Source organism: Cobetia sp. D5 (genome assembly GCF_035666195.1).
Taxonomy (GTDB): domain Bacteria; phylum Pseudomonadota; class Gammaproteobacteria; order Pseudomonadales; family Halomonadaceae; genus Cobetia; species Cobetia amphilecti.
In genome coordinates this window covers 1,296,579-1,312,950 of sequence record NZ_CP142020.1, presented here as the reverse complement: position 1 = coordinate 1,312,950, position 16,372 = coordinate 1,296,579, and the positions used below count along the sequence as shown (strand labels likewise).

General features: G+C 64.2%; 16 protein-coding genes. 5 read left to right on the top strand and 11 right to left on the bottom strand.

Features of this window, described 5'->3' with window-relative positions; all coding sequences use genetic code 11:
• Positions 1-38 precede the first annotated feature (38 nt).
• The 9 genes from U0O11_RS05575 to U0O11_RS05535 all read right to left on the bottom strand — a co-directional run bounded on the left by U0O11_RS05575 (position 39) and on the right by U0O11_RS05535 (position 8,405).
• Positions 39-878 (bottom strand): mechanosensitive ion channel family protein, encoded by an 840-nt coding sequence (locus tag U0O11_RS05575; RefSeq protein WP_234368228.1) that lies wholly within the window; start codon positions 876-878, stop codon positions 39-41.
• A gap of 289 nt (positions 879-1,167) precedes the next feature.
• The gene (locus U0O11_RS05570; protein ID WP_324692019.1) at positions 1,168-1,863 is read right to left on the bottom strand and encodes a hypothetical protein; all 696 of its coding nucleotides are present in this window, start codon (positions 1,861-1,863) and stop codon (positions 1,168-1,170) included.
• The gene (locus tag U0O11_RS05565) at positions 1,838-3,037 is read right to left on the bottom strand and encodes a hypothetical protein (RefSeq protein WP_324692018.1); all 1,200 of its coding nucleotides are present in this window, start codon (positions 3,035-3,037) and stop codon (positions 1,838-1,840) included. The genes U0O11_RS05570 and U0O11_RS05565 overlap by 26 nt, the downstream gene beginning before the upstream one ends.
• Positions 3,034-3,468, bottom strand: coding sequence for a GtrA family protein (locus U0O11_RS05560; RefSeq protein WP_159055771.1), 435 nt, complete (start codon positions 3,466-3,468; stop codon positions 3,034-3,036). Before U0O11_RS05560 ends, U0O11_RS05565 begins: the two co-directional genes overlap by 4 nt.
• Positions 3,458-4,600, bottom strand: coding sequence for a glycosyltransferase family 2 protein (locus tag U0O11_RS05555; RefSeq protein ID WP_324692017.1), 1,143 nt, complete (start codon positions 4,598-4,600; stop codon positions 3,458-3,460). Before U0O11_RS05555 ends, U0O11_RS05560 begins: the two co-directional genes overlap by 11 nt.
• Before the next feature lie 500 nt (positions 4,601-5,100).
• Positions 5,101-5,406 carry a cyd operon YbgE family protein gene (locus tag U0O11_RS05550; RefSeq protein WP_082388798.1) on the bottom strand — a complete coding sequence of 102 codons (306 nt, stop codon included), beginning with the start codon at positions 5,404-5,406 and terminating at the stop codon, positions 5,101-5,103.
• A gap of 60 nt (positions 5,407-5,466) precedes the next feature.
• A complete protein-coding gene (cydX, locus tag U0O11_RS05545; protein WP_024951692.1) occupies positions 5,467-5,568 on the bottom strand; it encodes a cytochrome bd-I oxidase subunit CydX in 102 nt (33 codons plus the stop codon).
• 80 nt (positions 5,569-5,648) lie between these two features.
• Complete coding sequence (gene cydB / locus U0O11_RS05540) at positions 5,649-6,782, bottom strand: cytochrome d ubiquinol oxidase subunit II (protein ID WP_209443815.1); 1,134 nt, start codon at positions 6,780-6,782, stop codon at positions 5,649-5,651.
• Positions 6,783-6,788: 6 nt separating this feature from the next.
• Positions 6,789-8,405 carry a cytochrome ubiquinol oxidase subunit I gene (locus U0O11_RS05535; protein ID WP_284727080.1) on the bottom strand — a complete coding sequence of 539 codons (1,617 nt, stop codon included), beginning with the start codon at positions 8,403-8,405 and terminating at the stop codon, positions 6,789-6,791.
• A 586-nt stretch (positions 8,406-8,991) separates the two neighbouring features.
• Here U0O11_RS05535 and U0O11_RS05530 point away from each other — a divergent pair.
• From U0O11_RS05530 to U0O11_RS05520, 3 genes are all read left to right on the top strand, one after another.
• Positions 8,992-9,855 (top strand): lipopolysaccharide kinase InaA family protein, encoded by an 864-nt coding sequence (locus tag U0O11_RS05530; protein WP_286987585.1) that lies wholly within the window; start codon positions 8,992-8,994, stop codon positions 9,853-9,855.
• A gap of 361 nt (positions 9,856-10,216) precedes the next feature.
• On the top strand, positions 10,217-10,810 hold the full coding sequence (locus tag U0O11_RS05525) for an OmpW/AlkL family protein (RefSeq protein ID WP_054556795.1): 594 nt from the start codon (positions 10,217-10,219) through the stop codon (positions 10,808-10,810).
• A gap of 342 nt (positions 10,811-11,152) precedes the next feature.
• Positions 11,153-11,893, top strand: coding sequence for an OmpW/AlkL family protein (locus tag U0O11_RS05520; protein ID WP_324692015.1), 741 nt, complete (start codon positions 11,153-11,155; stop codon positions 11,891-11,893).
• Positions 11,894-12,024: 131 nt separating this feature from the next.
• Here the strand turns inward: U0O11_RS05520 and U0O11_RS05515 are convergent, their stop codons facing one another.
• On the bottom strand, positions 12,025-13,017 hold the full coding sequence (locus U0O11_RS05515; RefSeq protein WP_324692014.1) for a DMT family transporter: 993 nt from the start codon (positions 13,015-13,017) through the stop codon (positions 12,025-12,027).
• A gap of 156 nt (positions 13,018-13,173) precedes the next feature.
• Here U0O11_RS05515 and U0O11_RS05510 point away from each other — a divergent pair, with 156 nt between their 5' ends.
• A complete protein-coding gene (locus tag U0O11_RS05510; RefSeq protein ID WP_324692013.1) occupies positions 13,174-14,889 on the top strand; it encodes an aminotransferase-like domain-containing protein in 1,716 nt (571 codons plus the stop codon).
• A 39-nt stretch (positions 14,890-14,928) separates the two neighbouring features.
• Here the strand turns inward: U0O11_RS05510 and U0O11_RS05505 are convergent, their stop codons facing one another.
• Positions 14,929-15,804 (bottom strand): carboxylate/amino acid/amine transporter, encoded by an 876-nt coding sequence (locus U0O11_RS05505; RefSeq protein ID WP_213113909.1) that lies wholly within the window; start codon positions 15,802-15,804, stop codon positions 14,929-14,931.
• Here U0O11_RS05505 and U0O11_RS05500 point away from each other — a divergent pair.
• Complete coding sequence (locus tag U0O11_RS05500) at positions 15,803-16,369, top strand: DUF6314 family protein (protein WP_192837889.1); 567 nt, start codon at positions 15,803-15,805, stop codon at positions 16,367-16,369. The genes U0O11_RS05505 and U0O11_RS05500 overlap by 2 nt on opposite strands.
• Positions 16,370-16,372: the final 3 nt, after the last annotated feature.

The following is a 16,372-nucleotide window of genomic DNA, read 5'->3' as shown; positions in this document are numbered from 1 at the left end:
GAGGGTGGCGTTGTCGACATGCCTACGTGATGCGGAAGTTACTCGGCCGGCGTGCTGGCCTGGTGGAAGTGCACATCGCGCTGCGGATAGGGAATGCTGATGCCGCGCTCATCGAAGGTCAGCTTGATGCGTTCGGTCATGTCCCACTTCAGCGCCCAGTAATCGGAGGCCTGGCACCACATGCGGAAGTTGAAGTTGACCGAGCTGTCGGCCAGTTCCGCCACGGCGATCAGGTAGGACGGCTCCTTCATGATGCGCTCATCACCGGCGACCAGCTCCTCGAGCACCGCCTTGACCTGACGGATGTCGTCGTCATAGCTTACACCGACGACCAGGTCCAGACGCCGCGTCGGCAGCGCCGAGTAGTTGGTGATGGTGTTGGACATGACGCTGGAGTTCGGCACGGTGACCTTGCGGTTGTCCGGCGTCACCAGGCGGGTCTGCAGCATGGTGATCTGATCGACGCTACCGGAGGTGCCGGCGGCTTCGACGTAATCGCCCTTCTTGAACGGACGCAGCGTGACCAGCAGGAAGCCGGAGGCGAGATTGGACAGCGAGCTCTGCAGCGCCAGACCGATCGCCAGACCCGCTGCACCCAGCGCGGCGATCATGGAGGTGGTATCGACACCGAGCTGATCCAGGGCGGTCAGCAGCACCATGACCACCAGGATGGCGTAGGCGATCTGGCCGACGAAACCGGCCGCCGCCTCGTCCATGCTCTTGCGGTGCAGCAGCGAGGTCGCCCACTGGGTCAGGCGCTTGGCGACCCACATGCCGAAGACCAGCACGGCCAGCGCCGACAGCAGGGTTCCGCCCCATTGCAGCCCTATCTCGAACAGCTGACTGGTATCCATGGGGATGGCATTCAAAAATTCCACGACAACTCCTTGAGCATCCCTTGCGTGGCAGTCAGCAGACCACCGGGTGCTTTATCGTTATAGGGCACGAGGCGCGCGCCGGGGACGCACTGACACTCGGCCGAACGGATCATTGGGTATTCACGCGCACACAATTTACCTGACTATCGGCGTCACGTCAGTGCTCTTGCGCTCGGGGGCCGCGTGCCCGGCTCTGCGCTCATCACGTCATTCATCACGGTATCCATCACGCCAGTCCTCAATTCAGGGCGCACTTCAATTCAAGGCACCCTTCAATACAGGGCGTAGGTCAGGGCTGCGCCCGAGCGGGCGTCAGTCCCAGCGGTGAGCGCAGCGTCAGCGCGTCCAGGCGCAGGCCCACGGGAAACTTGTTGGCATCCAGGCCCGCATCACGCGGCGCGATGGGCGGCGGCCCCTTGAGGGTCAGGCTGAAGCTGCCGTCGCTCGCGATCAGCGCGGCGGGCACCTCGACCTCGAAGCGCTCATAACGCCCGCCTACCGGCCAGCGCGTGACGGTCTGCTCTCCGATCATGACTTCCACCGGCAGCGCGGCGGCCGAATCCGGGAAACGTGACAGCTCAAGCGCCACGACCACGGCCTGCGAGCCTGCCGGCGAGACCTCGGGTGCGACCCGCAGGCGCAAGGTGACCTCCGCCAGCCGCGCACTGACCGGCACATTTGGCTGGGGCGAGTAGAAACCGGCCCACAGCACGCCGCAATTGCCCAGCGGCTCGCCCTTGCGGACGGGGTAGCGCTCACCGGGCGTCAGTACCGGCACCTCGCCCATCGGCCGGTAGCAGGTGGTGGCATGCTCGATGAAGTAGCGCCGGTAGTGATCATCGACCCTGGGCGTGCGCGCCAGCCACAGTAGGGTGAGTTCGAAGGCCAGCACCACCACGGTGGCCAGCAGCCACCAGACCCGCTGGCTGCGCCGAGGCCGTGGCGCGCCATACAGGGCATCAGACGAGCCAGAAGACGGTGTCATACCAGTTCTCCACCAGCCAGAGATTAGCGAGCGCGCCCAGCATGACCAGGCCCCAGGCCAGCGTGCGTGGCAGACGAGTGAGCAGGTCATGCAGGGCCAGCACGAACACCGGCATGCCGATCATGTAGCGCGGAATGGCGTCCAGCCCGGTCGCCAGCGGTACGAACAGCGTGAAGCCCGCCAGCCCCATCTCCAGCCAGCGCCGCTGCACGCCCAGCCAGCCGATCAGACCGACACCGACCAGCGCCATGCTCGCCTGCCACGCCGGGCGCAGCGTCTCCGGCGCGCTCTGCCAGTAGCTCAGCCCTTCAATGAGGTTGGTGAGGGGATTGCCCATCTCACGGCCCCAGGAAATCTGCACATGGCTGAAGGCCAGCGCATCGCCCGTCCGGTGATAGAGCAGCGCCATGAACAGAAACAGCCCCAAGGGCCCCACCACGCCGATCAGCAGCCAATCGGGCCGCCGCCACAGCTCGGCGAAGGCGCGCAGGCGCAGGCGCGCTACAAGTTCGATTCCCATCGCGATGACCCAGAACACCCCGGTGGCGCGGGTCATCGACAACAGCAGCGTCCAGAGCATCACGCGGCCGGTACGCTGACAGCGCCAGTCGATCAATGACGCCAGACACAGCAGCCAGAACAGTGACTCGGAATAGAGCGCGCTGAAATAGAAGCTGTACGGCATGCTGGCCGCCAGCCACACGAACAGCAGCAACGGCGCGCCGGGACGCGTGATGGCCAGATAGCGACAGCCCAGCCCCAGTGCCACGGCCAGCAAGGCATTGCTCAGGAGCACGCCCATCAGTTCGGGGTCCAGCTGACCGCCCAGCGTCACCAGCCACAGTAGCGCCGGATAGAGCGGGAAGAAGGCCCAGTTGGCGGCGTCGCCATCGCTCATGCCGCGCGCCTCGACATCGTAGCCGCGCGTCATGATGCCCTTGAACCAGCTGCCGTCGAACTGCGCCATGGCGTGCAGATAGCTGTGATCGCCCCACAGCGCGATGGCGAGCCAGACGGCGCGCGTCACCAGCAGCGCCAGCAGTATGTGCCCCCAGGGAATGCTTACGGCCTGCGCCCGCGCGAGTGCCTCGGCAGGGGGCGGCGTCTCGGCCGCCAGGGTCTTGAGGCGCTCCCCCAGCATCGAGCGCGGCCCTGCAGTGACGCTGTCATTCATGCATGGTCTTCCTTGAAGGCCCACAGCCGTGAGGCCAGATAGGTCACGATCGGCACCGAGAGCGTGGCGATCGCGATGGCGACGAAGCCCGAAAGGTCCAGCCCCTGCATCAGCAGTGCCAACAGGCCATTGTTGAGCGCAAAGCCGCCCGCCGCGACCAGTCCGAAGCGCCAGGCACTGCCCTGGCGCTTGAAGGTCAGCCGGCGATGGCCGACCAGCGAGACCTGGAAGGCGACGCAGAAGGCAATGATATTGGCGATGAACTCATTAAGCTGCGGCCACAGGAACAGCAGCAAGGCGGCGACGCCCAGATGCACGCCCGTCGCGGCCAGCCCGACCAGTCCGAAGCGGGTCGCGGTGCCCGCCTCCTCCCTGGCGCGGGCAGTGACTGGCCTGTCGGACTCGCTGACGCCCTCACGATCAGCGCTCAAGTGATTCACCTCGCGCCGCATCGCGTGACGCGCCGCGCACGACTCGCGCAGTGCTCAGGCCGCTGTCGAGACCCCTGTCCGGTGACACGCTGCCCGGCGGGCTGTCGTGCAGGCTGTCATGGTCGATCAGGTAAAGCGGACGCTGCTTGGTTTCCATGAACAGACGACCGAGGTATTCGCCCAGCACGCCGATCGAGATCAGCTGCATGCCGCCGAAGAACAGGATCGCGACCATCAGTGAGGCATAGCCCGGCGCATCGGCGCCGAACAGCACCGTCTTGCTGATGATCACCAGGATATAGAGGAAGGACAGGGCGGCGACGACACTGCCGATATAGGTCCAGACCCGCAGCGGCCAGGTCGAGAAGCTCACCACGCCATCGAGGGCGAAGTTCCACAGCTTCCAGTAGTTGAACTTGGTGGTGCCGGCCGTGCGCGACGGGCGCTGGTAGGTGACGCCCACCGAGCGATAGCCGGGCCACGAGAACAGGCCCTTCATGAAGCGGTTGCGCTCGGGCAGGCGCCGCAGCGCCTCGACGACGCGGCGGTCCAGCAGGCGGAAGTCGCCCGCATCGCGCGGTATCTCGGTGAAGGTCAGGCGGTTGAAGACGCGGTAGAACCAGCCTGCCGTCTTGCGCTTGGTGGCGGTGTCTTCATGACGCGCGGCGCGTACGCCATAGACCATGTCGTAGCCGGCCTGCCATTGGCTGATGAACTCGAGAATCACCTCCGGCGGGTCCTGCAGATCGACATCCATCGGCACGATGGCATCGCCACGCGCCTGCTCGATGCCGGCGGACATGGCCGCTTCCTTGCCGAAGTTGCGTGTCAGGCTCAGGTAGCGCACGCGGGCATCGCCGGCCGCCGCGGCCTCCAGACACGCCAGGGTGCCGTCGGTTGAGCCATCATCGACGAACAGCACTTCAAGATGCGGCACCTGCGAGCCCAGGGTCTTCTCGATGGCCTCCAGAAAGAGACCGATGGTCTCCTCCTCGTTCATCACCGGTACCACCAATGACAAGACCCAGTCACCGGAAAGGCGGCGCGACATGTCGCGGGGAATATGCCCCGACGAGGTCGAGGACTGCCTGCCAGACGTCTGGCCGCAGGATGCATCAGCTGAGGACCGCATGGTATTTCCTCCATCGAGAGCCCCGTCATTCATGCACGCCAGGGCATCATCATCTGACAAGGTGAGAGTGAAGAGGACACAGGTGCTGCACCAGCGGCTTACCAGACACTCTCCCGCTCTCGATCGGCGCCTCTCCTCCCTCCGCTCCATTACCTCTTGGGGCCGAGGGCGACGAATACAACGCAGCGTCAATGCGGATGGCGGCCAGCGCGAACAGGTCTGTCAGCTGCAAGAATCCGTGAAAAGCTCCGCACAGCGCCAGACATCGGCAAGGGGCCTGCGAGAGTTTACGAGGGCTTGCGAGAGCGGTCTGCGCGGGGCAATGAGCGCGACACCACCTCGCTGCGTTATAGAGCCTGCGGCCTCAACAAGTAAAGCCTGAATCACTCAAGGGCTCGCAAGCCATGCCCTTGAGCCATGCCTTTAGCCCTAAACAAACACGGCCGCTCCAGGGAGCGGCCGTGTTTGTTGATGTAATGAATAGAGCCTGCGCAATCGCGTTACTGGCTGGACGCGAGGGTCACCAGCGTGATGAGCAGAAGACACCAGCTCAGCGGCGCCCCCAGCAACCAGGCGCGGGTCGCATGGCGCGGCACCAGGCCGACGCCATGCGTGAAGCCGGCGCCCAGCCCCCACAGCGCGACCAGCAGCATCAGATAGCGCGGCCCTGTCTGCATCGAGGCAATCGCATCCGGCCCCAGCAGCATCCAGATGGCCACCATGGCAGACAGCAGCAGCGAGGCCAGATGGGCAGGTCGAGTTCGGCACCAGGCCGGTGGTCGTGAGGCGTACCAGGGTCGTGACATCGAGCTCTCCTTGATCGGAACGGTCAGCGGCGCAGAAGTAACGTTGGGGGGCCGCCTCACTCAATCATCGTCAAAGGTGTGGGTCTGCTCAAGCCACAATGCATTGATGATGCCCGCGAAGCAGGCCAGCAACACACCGAGAATCCAGGCGAAATACCACATGGTGTCGTCTCCTGGCGAGGGCACTGCCCTCGCCTGTTGATAGCAAATGGGAGCAATTGGCTCAGCTAGCTCAACTCAACTCAATACAGACTGTGACCGTCCTGCTCGATATGCGCGACGGTGACACGTCGCCACATCTTCACGTAGCACCAGGTGGTGTAGAGGATGATGGTCGGCACCATCACCAGACCCGCCACGGTGACGATGGAGAGCGTCAGCTCGCTGGAAACGGAATCCCACAGCGTCAGGCTGGCCTCGCTCATGCGCGAGGACGGCACGATGAACGGGAACATGCTGATGCCCGCGGTGGCGACCACACCCCCTACCCCGACGGAGCTTGCCGTGAAGGCCGCGCCGCCCTTGCGGCGAGCCGACAGCACCATCGCGGCCAGCACACCGACCACCGCGCTGAGCGGTGCCAGCAGCGTCAACGGCTCACGCGCATAGACATCCAGCCAGCTGCCCGGCCCGACCTGCTTGTCGAGCAGCTTCAGGGCCGAGGCGGTATCGCCCATCTGATCGATGCTGTAGCCCATGCCGGACAGCCACACCCACAGGCCGCCCAGCGCGAACAGCCCCAGCGTCAAAAGGCCCAGCGGCTGCACCAGACGCGCGCTGCGTGCGGCGACGGCCTCATCGGCACGCGCCACCAGCCAGGTACCGCCATGCAGCATCACCATCACTACCGACAGCGCAGCGCACAGCAAGGCGAAGGGGTTGAACAGGCCCAGGTAGCTGCCGGCGTAGCTGGCACGCATGAACTGATCGACTTCCAGCGGCACGCCCTGCAGCAGGTTGCCGAAGATCAGCCCGAAGAAGGCGGTGGGAATCAGGCTGCCGGCGACGATGCCGCGGTCCCACCAGCCACGCCACTGGGTGTTCTCGAGCTTGGAGCGATAGTCAAAGCCCAGCGGGCGGAAGAACAGCGAGAACAGGATGGTCAGCATCGCGAAATAGAAGCTGGAGAACACGGCGCCGTAGACCACCGGCCACACCGCGAACACCGCACCGATGGCCGTGACCAGCCATACCTGATTGCCATCCCAGTGCGGCGCCAGGGTATTGATCACCACGCGGCGCTCGCTGTCATTGCGGCTGACCAGCGGCATCAGCATCGCCGCACCCATGTCCATGCCATCGGTGATGACGAAGCCGATCAGCAGCAGCCCTACCGCCACCCACCAGAACAGCTTGAGGATCTCGTAATCCCACATGATCCGTTACTCCTTGAATGACAGCGAAGGATTGAGTGACATGCCGTCATCTTCGGACATGGCGCCATGGTGGATGCCGCCGCGCTCGAAGTGATAGCGACCGGTGTGCAGGGAAGACGGCCCCTTGCGCGCGAAGTGGAACATCAGCCACATCTCGATGACGAAGAACAGGCTGTAGAAGGCCAGGAAGCCACCGATGGACCACCACAGGTCGGACTCATCCAGACTCGAGGCCGCCATGAAGGTCGGCAGTATCTCCCCCACCGCCCAAGGCTGACGCCCGAATTCGGCCACGAACCAGCCGGTTTCCACGGCGATGAACGGCAGCGGGATCGACAGCAGGCAGATCCACAGGAAGGGACGCACGTCGAAGCGCTGCTTGGCGGTCATCCACACCGCCGCGATGAAGATCACCAGCATCGCCATGCCGCAGGCGACCATGATGCGGAACGAGAAGAACATCGGCGCGACCGGCGGAATCGAGTCGGCGGCGGCCTTGTCGATCATCTCCGGCGTGGCATCGGAGGGCGTCTCGACGTAGCGCTTGAGCAGCATGCCGTAACCGAGATCATCCTTGACCGCATCGAAGGCCTTGCGGGTCGCGATGTCGTCCTGGCCATCACGCAGCTGCTGGAGCAGGTCATAGGCCTGCATGCCATTGAGGATGCGTCCGCGGTGCTCCTCGGTCAGTTCCTTGATGCCGGGAATCTCGGTATCCAGCGAGCGCGTGCCGATCAGGCCCATCACATAGGGAATATGGATGCCGTAATCGGTGTGCTGGGTCTCCTCGTTGGGCAGACCGATCAGCGTGAAGGACGCCGGCGCCGGCTCGGTTTCCCACATCGCCTCGATGGCGGCCATCTTGGCCTTCTGGACATCCCCGACCTCGTAGCCGGACTCATCGCCCAGCACGATCACCGAGGCCACCGAGAACAGACCGAAGGCGGCGGCGATGGCGAAGCTGCGCTTGGCAAAGCCCAGATCACGCCCCTTGAGCAGGTAGAAGGCGCTGATGCCGAGCACGAACATGGCGCCGGTCACATAGCCTGCCGACACGGTATGCACAAACTTGGCCTGGGCGACCGGGTTGAAGATGACATCCGCGAAGCTGGTCAGCTCCATGCGCATGGTCTCGAAATTGAAGGCCGCACCGACCGGATTCTGCATCCAGCCGTTGGCGATCAGGATCCACAGCGCCGAGAAGTTGGAGCCGAAGGCCACAAGCCAGGTCACCATCAGGTGCTGACGCTTGGTCAGGCGGTCCCAGCCGAAGAAGAACAGGCCGACGAAGGTGGATTCCAGGAAGAAGGCCACCAGGCCCTCGATGGCCAGCGGCGCACCGAAGATGTCGCCGACGTAATGCGAGTAGTAGGCCCAGTTGGTGCCGAACTGGAATTCCATCGTCAGGCCAGTGGCCACGCCGAGGGCGAAGTTGATGCCGAACAGCTTGCCCCAGAACCTGGTCATGTCCTGGTAGACCTGCTTGCCGGTCATGACATACAGGGATTCCATGATGGCCAGCAGGAAGGCCATGCCGATGGTCAATGGTACGAACAGGAAGTGGTAGAGCGCGGTCATGCCGAACTGGAACCGCGACAGCTCCACGACGGTATCGGAGATCATGTCTTAACCCCTTTGCGATAAGGCGGACGGTCAGGCTGCCGTCCCTGCATGCGCTTGCCACCGACGTCGGACGGACACATCAGGCCGACTCTCGCCGGCAAGCACACAGGCAATGGCACCGTGGCACCAAGACCTTGGTCGGCATTGTCTACCCTCCCGCGCCAGTCTCCAGATGTCAGGTTGTCGCACTCACCGGGCGAATGTCGCACCCGCCACCTCCGCCAAGTGCCTGCTGTCACTGGACAACTCCGCTGCAAGCCGCATGGATTCTGAAGCGACGGGCATCGCTGGCCTGGCGCCATCTCAACGCTGACTCTGCGCACCCCTGCGCGCGCTGCGACCATCGACCACACTGCGACGTTGCACCACGCTGCGACCGACTGGCGCACCCAAGCGCCGCCAGGCGCCGCGCAGAAAGCCATCACGGCCCCGCGCCATTGACGCGCTGGGAACGAGAGTTTTGTGCCGCAGGCCTGTCACTTCCCCAGCAGGCTAACTATCATGGCCAGTCATCGCAGCGCTCACCGACAAGGATTGCCAGTGAACGCTTACCGCCTATCACCCGAGACCGTGATTCCTACCTGACATGACGCATCGCTCCCCCATTCATCCCTCTGCTGGTCACACCGCCACCACCAGCCCCAGCGCCACGGCGCCGCGCGGCCACGGCGATTACTGCGAAGCCGGCCTCGCCCGCCTGCTGGAGCAGCACGACCTCAATAGCTTCGATGCCCTGTGGCAAGTGGCAGCCCACGACGTCGACGCGCCGAATCGTGAACGCGGCGGCGTCTCGACGGTTTCGCTGCTGACGCTCGAGGATGAGGACGGCAACAGCCATCGCCTCTATCTCAAGCGCCAGACCAACCACCTGGGCCGCAGCCTGGCGCGCCCGCTGGGCGAACCGACCTTCTCTCGCGAATGGCGTGCCATCCGTCACTATCACGCGCTGGGAATACCGGCAGTGGACGCCGGCTGGTACGGCGAGCGGCGCGCAGGCCGGGAATGGCGCGCCATCCTGATCACCTTCGATCTCGCCGGGCGCGATGATCTGGATCACTGGCATGAACGCTGGGCGGAACTCGATGCCGGCATGCGCTCTCAGGTCATCACCGCCAGCGCCCGCCTTGTTCGCGAGATTCATCAGGCTGGCCTGATGCATGGCTGCCTGTTCCCCAAGCACCTCTTCCTCAGTCGCCCGCCGAGTGAGTCGCCGGACAGCACCTGGCAGATGGACGCCGTCATCATCGACCTCGAGAAGACGCGCCGCTTCGTGCTGCGCCGTCACGAGTGCCTGCGCGATCTCTACGTGCTGTGGCGCCGCCTGAAGGGCTGGCAGCACGATGAATGGCGACAATTTCTGGCCGTCTATCGCGATGCGGATGCGCAGAGCGCCGAGGTCAGTCAGTGGCTGAAAGAGCTGGAAGCACGCGCCGCACGCAAGCGGCGCTGAGTCTGCAGAGCCCGGCGACGATCTTTGGCGTAGTGAGTACTAACCTCGCGCACGGCATGCGACCAAGGTCTTGGTCACCTTGCGCGAGGATGAATGGGGATGTCGCTCGAATGCGTCATCACAAGTCTCACTCGTGAGACATTAAACTTCCCTGAAATAATCGGTAACATCCGCTAACAGGACGCCTAATAAGTTTTCAAACAACGTTCTAAAAAAATGCTTGCCAAACAGAACGCTGTTTCTTATAGTTCGCAGCGTCCCCTGATCGACGCAGCCACGCAGAGCACACGGCCCAAGCCGTAGGGTAGCGAGGCACTGCTGACAGGCAGCTCACGAAGCCAAGCTTCAAGGAGAACTACACATGAAAGCTATCAAGATCCTGACCGCTACTGTTATCGCCGGCACCATGGCAATGGGCGCACAATCCGCCATGGCATATGGCAAGGGTGACATCTTCCTGCGCGGTGGCGTTGCCAAGGTCGACGGCAAGAGCAACAACGGCAACGGTCTGATCGCCAAGGACGAGTCTGGCTTCGCCGGTTCCGTGGGCTACATGTTCCACGACAACCTGGCCATCGCCCTGCAGTCCACTGAAGAATTCAGCACTGACTGGGAAAACAGCGCCGGTGGTTTCGATCAGATGCCGATCAACCTGATGCTGCAGTACTACCCGCTGGGCGGTACTGAAGCCCGTGTCCAGCCGTACGCTGGTGTCGGCCTGAACTACACCCACTTCTCCGGTGAGTCTGCCGGTGGCCAGAGCATGGACATCGACGACAGCTACGGCGCCGCTGCCGAGCTGGGTGTGGACCTCAAGATCACCGAAGCCTGGGCCGTCAACGGCTTCGCTCGTTACGCCGACGTCAAGGCCGATACCAAGATCGCCGGTCAGGACGTGAACGACACCGAGCTGGACCCGGTCACTGTCGGTGCCGGTGTCACCTACCGCTTCTAAGTTCTTGTGGGAGGCGTGAACATGCCTCCAGCGAGTACCTGGCAAGCCGTGTGATGCCGCGTCATGAAAACGTCAGCGATGGAGCTCGGCAACGCCGAGCCGTCCAGGCGCAGATGGGCATCACACACAAACGCCGCAGACCTTCGGGTCTGCGGCGTTTTCGTAGTGGGCAGCCAACGGCTACATGGCCGATCTTCAGCGACGTGGCGCAGAAATTGACCTGGATCAACCACGTCCCTGACCGAGCAAGAACGCCCGTAAACTCTTGCCCCAGATCAAATTTCTCGAAATTCGGCTACCTAGAATGAGGGCATCCTTTCCCGCCATCCTTCAGGAGCCATCATGTCCGACGTCGTCACTCGCTCAGCCTCCCTCCCCGCGCACCTGACTTCGCGTAGCCCGCGCTCTGCAGCACGCCCGTGGCAGCTTCTGGCACTGGCAGGCCTCACCGGCCTCGCGACTCTCGGCGCCGCACCGGCCATGGCCGCCGACTCGCTGAATGCCAGCTCTCACAGCTCGCTCAGCTCTCTCAACTACGGCGCCGGGCAGTTCTGGACGCGTGCGGGTGTTGCCAAGGTCTCGCCGAAGAGTGACAACGGTCGCATCGATGCCATCGGCGCCGACGTGGATGTCGATGATGACAGCGCCTTTGCCTTCACTCTCGGTTATCGCTTCACCGACACCTTCGGTATCGAGCTGCTGGCGGCGCAGGACTTCGACCACGACATCTCGCTCAATGGCCAGAAGGCCGGTTCCGTCGATCACCTGCCGCCGACCCTGACACTGCAGTACTACCCGCTTGGCGGACGTGAATCGCGCATCCAGCCGTACATCGGCGCAGGCGTCAATTACACCCACTTCTCCGACGAAACCCTCGACGATGGCACCAAGCTCGAGATGGATGACAGCTGGGGCGCGGCCGCACAGATCGGCGTCGATCTGGTGATCAACGAGCACTGGGCGGCCAACGTCGCCGCCTGGTATCTGGATATCGATTCCGATGTCACCGTAGCGGGCAGCGTCAACGACAAGGTCGAGATCGACCCCATCGTGACCATGGCCGGGATCAGCTATCGCTTCTGATCAGCCACTTCCTGGCTAGCGCTTCTGACTGGCCAGAAACGACAACGCCCCGCCAGCCCATCTCGGGCCGGCGGGGCGTTGTGCTTTGTATCTGGTGCGCTGTGCATTGTGAGTTGTGCGCTCGGCACGCCTCAGCGCGGGGCGGCTTGCCCACTGTTCGTCGTTGCCGAAGCATTGGAAGTTGTTGCAGTCGATGAGGTTGAGGGAGTTGAAGGCGAAGGCGGCGTGGCGTCGTCGGCCGGCGCCTTGCTCACCTTGCCCGGACGCGGGCGGTCCAGCACCAGACCCAGCACCACCAGTGCCGCGCCCGCCACCATCAGCGCGGTCCACTGTTCATCGAATAGCCACCATGCCATCAGCGCGGCACACGGCGGCACCAGGAAGAAGGTGCGCGCGACCTGATGGGCCTCGCCCCGCTCCAGCATCAGCATCAGCAGCCAGATGGCACCGACCGAGATGGCGATTACCAGCCAGGCCATGGTCAGCAGCAGACGCGGCGTGGGGTCAAAGGCAAAGCTGCCGACACTGGTCGCCGCGACGACGAACACCGCGCCCGCACCGAGATACTGGAACATCAGCCCCTCGACCAGCCCCATGCGCCCGGAGACCCGCTTCTGCCACAGCGTCGAGCTGGACACGCCGATCAGCGCCACCAGACACCAGACGAGCCCGATCAGCGGCCACTGCAGAGTGCCCGCGCCGTCCTTGGCAAGCCCTGCCCCCAGCACCAGGCTGACGCCGATGGCGCCACAGCCAAGCCCCGCCCACTGCTTGGGCCCCAGCCGCACGCCGAACAACGGCAGTGACAAGGCCGCCGTCACCAGTGGATGCAGGCTGACCAGCAGCGCCGTCAGGCCCGCCGGCAGCCCCGCCTTGACCGCCGCGAACACGCCGCCCAGATAGGCGCCATGCAACAGCATGCCAATGCCCATCTGCGCCAGACGGTCGTTGCGCCGACCCCACTGACGCGGCTTGCGGCGCAGCCACAGAATCACTCCCAGCACCGGCAGCACCAGCAGGCTGCGCACCAGCAGCAAGGTGAAGGGTTCAGCGTCCAGGGTACCGAAGCGCGCGGCGATGAAGCCGCTGGCGAACAGAAACACGAAGCAAAGTGGCATCCACATCACGCAGACTCCAGCGAGAGAAATGACAACCGGTCGGCCCGGGGGCAGGTGCAGGACGTGCACCGACGGGACCACGACATGAGCCTTCAGCTTGCCGCGAACCCTCAAGGGGGCACAAGATACAGATAATCACCATTTCAAGGGGTACAGACAGGCATGTCATCCGCCGAGCACGCTTCGTCCGCCAGCCGCCCTTCGCTTGCAGGCCCCGCCAGCAACTCAACCACCAGCTCAATCGCCAGCTCAGGCGCCACAGCCGCGACGCTGCCGCGCTATCAGCAGCTGGTCGAGCGGCTCAAGGCCCAGATGGCGACGGGCAAACTGAGCGCGGGGCAGCGCCTGCCTTCGCTCAGGCGGCAGGCGGCGCAGGCGGGGCTCGGCCTCAACAGCGTGATCCGTGCCTATGGCGAGCTGGAGGCGGCGGGCCTGATCATCGCCGAACCGCGTGCCGGCTATCGGGTCGCGCCAGCGACGCAGGCTGCTCACGATACGAATGACCTGAATACCGGCTCACAGACCAGCCCGACTTCATCTCGTCATCCCGGCGTAGCGCAGCACGGGCAGCACGGGCAGCCGGAGTCACATCACAGGCCACGTGCCATCACCACCCTCACCATCAGTGACCCGGCCTGGCAGGCGATGGCAAATGCCAGTGATCCGCGCCTGGCGCCGTTGGGTGCCGCTCATCCGGAGCTGGACGCCCCCGCCGTGCGACGACTGTATCGTCTGGCGCGCACTCAGCTCGGGGCGCATGCCCAGCATCCCAGCGCCTATGCCCTGCCGCCGGGCTCGAGCGCGCTGCGCACTGCCATCGCCCAGCACCTCAGCCACCACGGTCATCCCTGTGACAGCGACGCCCTATTGATCAGTCAGGGGGCGCAGCATGGCATGTCATTGCTGCTCGGCCAGCTGCGTGCCGCCAAGGGCCGCTGTCGGGTCGGCGTCGAAGCGCCGGGCTATTTCGGTATCGTGGCCGCCATCGAAGCCCAAGGCCATCAGGCGATCGCCATTCCTGCCCGCGCACACCAGGGACTGGATGTCGCGGCGCTCGAGCGTCTGCTCGAACGTCATGATGACAAGACGCCCGCCCTGACGCTGGATGCGCTGATCGTGACCGCGGATGGCCACAATCCCCTGGGCGGACAGCTGAGCACGCCAGATCGCCACCGCCTGCTGGCACTGGCGGCACGCCACGCCATCCTGCTGGTCGAGAACACCACCTTTGCCGAGCTGAGCTTCGATACCCGCCAGCCGTGGCTGGCCGACCTCGCCCATCGCCATGCCGACAGGCCGATGCCTGCGCTGATCAGTCTCGGATCATTTTCCAAGACGCTGGACCCCCGCACCCGCTGCGGCTGGCTGTGGCTGTCACGGCCCGAGCAGGAGTCACCACTGGGGCTGCAGGCAATGATTCGGGCGCGCTGGGCCAATGGCATGGGCGACATGCCGTGGATGCATGCTGCCCTGAGCGAACTGATCACCAGCGGGGATTACGGCCGCCATGTGCAGCGCATGCGACGCTGCTATGCGAGGCGCCTGGAACGTCTCCGCGCGCACCTGAGCACGGCGCTGGGTGACCGAGTCTGGCTGCCGCCACCGAGCGGCGGCTATCTGCAATGGTGTGGCCTGCCCAGCCTTGAGGCGCGCCAGCTTGAGCAGTTGCATCAGGAGCTGCTGAATGCAGGCATCGCCACCCTGCCCGGCAGCCTGTTCAATGCCGAACAATCCGGCCTGCGTCTGAATGCGGCCCAGCTCGGCGAGGAAGTGACGCAGAACGCTGCGCGGCCCTCTGACAAGATTCCCCGCCAGCAGGAGATACTGGCGCGCCTCACCGCTCACCTGCAAAAAGCCCTCGCACAGGGCGAGGGCTGATTGAGGTGCGATGTCTGGATTTGCTTATGGCACAGACTTTCAGGCCATGCGCAGCGCCTGCTCGCGGCGACGTGCCCACACCTGATTGATCACCAGTGCCGCCACGATGACCGCCCCACCCAGCGCCAGACGCGCCAGGTCGGCGTCGCGGTTCCAGATCAGCAGATTGACCAGCAGACCCGCCGGTACCAGCGCGTTGTTCATGATCGCCAGCGTGCCGGCATCGACCCGCGTCGCGCCCTTGTTCCACAGGAAGTAGCCCAGCCCCGAGGCCACGATGCCCAGCCAGCCCAGCACCACGAAGTGCACCGGCTGCGACGGTAGCTTGTCGGTACTGCCGAACAGCAGGAACATCACGATCACCAGCGCCAGCGCGCCGAGATAGAACCAGCCGAACACATGGCGATGGGCGACATCCGCCGGCAGCTGCGGAGCGACCTGACGATAGGCAACCTGCCCGATGGCAAAGCACAGATTGGCGCCCTGCACGACCGCAAAGCCGAGCCAGAAGCCGTCACTGACCCCGTCGTAGCGAATGATCGCCGCTCCCAGCACCGCAATCGCGGCGGTCAGCAGGTAGAATGGCGACAGGCGCTTGTTCATCAGGTCATCGAGCAAGGTGATGTAGATAGGCGTGAAGATGGTGAACAGCAGCACTTCCGGCACGGGCAGCAGCAGGAAGGAGCGATAGAAGAAGATGTACATCAGGCCGAGCTGGATCGCGCCGATGGCCATCAACTGAAAGCGCAGACGACCGCTGATCGCCCGCGGGCGCATGAATGGCGCAAAGATCAGGCACGCCAGCACGATACGCGTCAGTACGGCCAGATAGCTATCGACCTGACCGGACAGATAGACGCCGATCAGGGAAAACGAGAAGGCCCAGAGGGCCGTGACACCAATCAGGTAGGACATGACGAGTAAACCCGGCAGCCAGAAGAAGTTGACACCAATTGTAACCCTCTATGCGCTGCTCGCGCAGATTCGCCGGCTGGATTTTTCGTCACGCTCCGGCCCGGCCTCGCGCAATGCCTGGTCTGGGCAGGGAAGCGGCGAGGTGACGGTCACCCGCGAAGCCCCAGCTTCCCCCCACGACGGGGCACGACAGGCGGCTCAGCAAAAAGCGGAGAGCGTGGTATTTCTCGAGCAGGGCCAGTTCCAGCTCGAGGGCCAGTCCTCCAGCGTCAACTTCCACAACCGCTACCGCTGGCAGCTGGCCGCGGATGGCGCGGCGCTGTCGCTCAGTCATGAGCGTCGTGGCCGCGATGCCGCCGTCTTCCTGTTCGACCTGGTGGCCGACGGCGCTCGAGGCGAAGATCACTTCGTCAGTCGTGAAGCGCATCTGTGCATCGATGATCTCTACGCCGCCACGCTGGTCATCGTGCGCGATGAGGCGGGCAATGCCCTGGGCTTTGATCTCGACTGGCGCATCACCGGCCCGCGCAAGGATGAACACCTCGCCTACCGCTATCGCTGCTGAGCG

Excerpts from the sequence above, each read along its gene's own strand:
- U0O11_RS05520 (WP_324692015.1), top strand. The coding sequence starts at position 11,153 with ATGTCCGACGTCGTCACTCGCTCAGCCTCCCTCCCCGCGCACCTGACT.
- U0O11_RS05510 (WP_324692013.1), top strand. The coding sequence starts at position 13,174 with ATGTCATCCGCCGAGCACGCTTCGTCCGCCAGCCGCCCTTCGCTTGCA.
- U0O11_RS05505 (WP_213113909.1), bottom strand. The coding sequence starts at position 15,804 with ATGTCCTACCTGATTGGTGTCACGGCCCTCTGGGCCTTCTCGTTTTCC.
- cydX (WP_024951692.1), bottom strand. The coding sequence starts at position 5,568 with ATGTGGTATTTCGCCTGGATTCTCGGTGTGTTGCTGGCCTGCTTCGCG.
- U0O11_RS05535 (WP_284727080.1), bottom strand. The coding sequence starts at position 8,405 with ATGATCTCCGATACCGTCGTGGAGCTGTCGCGGTTCCAGTTCGGCATG.
- U0O11_RS05565 (WP_324692018.1), bottom strand. The coding sequence starts at position 3,037 with ATGAATGACAGCGTCACTGCAGGGCCGCGCTCGATGCTGGGGGAGCGC.
- U0O11_RS05500 (WP_192837889.1), top strand. The coding sequence starts at position 15,803 with ATGACGAGTAAACCCGGCAGCCAGAAGAAGTTGACACCAATTGTAACC.
- U0O11_RS05515 (WP_324692014.1), bottom strand. The coding sequence starts at position 13,017 with ATGTGGATGCCACTTTGCTTCGTGTTTCTGTTCGCCAGCGGCTTCATC.
- U0O11_RS05530 (WP_286987585.1), top strand. The coding sequence starts at position 8,992 with ATGACGCATCGCTCCCCCATTCATCCCTCTGCTGGTCACACCGCCACC.
- U0O11_RS05570 (WP_324692019.1), bottom strand. The coding sequence starts at position 1,863 with ATGACACCGTCTTCTGGCTCGTCTGATGCCCTGTATGGCGCGCCACGG.
- U0O11_RS05550 (WP_082388798.1), bottom strand. The coding sequence starts at position 5,406 with ATGTCACGACCCTGGTACGCCTCACGACCACCGGCCTGGTGCCGAACT.
- U0O11_RS05555 (WP_324692017.1), bottom strand. The coding sequence starts at position 4,600 with ATGCGGTCCTCAGCTGATGCATCCTGCGGCCAGACGTCTGGCAGGCAG.
- U0O11_RS05525 (WP_054556795.1), top strand. The coding sequence starts at position 10,217 with ATGAAAGCTATCAAGATCCTGACCGCTACTGTTATCGCCGGCACCATG.
- cydB (WP_209443815.1), bottom strand. The coding sequence starts at position 6,782 with ATGTGGGATTACGAGATCCTCAAGCTGTTCTGGTGGGTGGCGGTAGGG.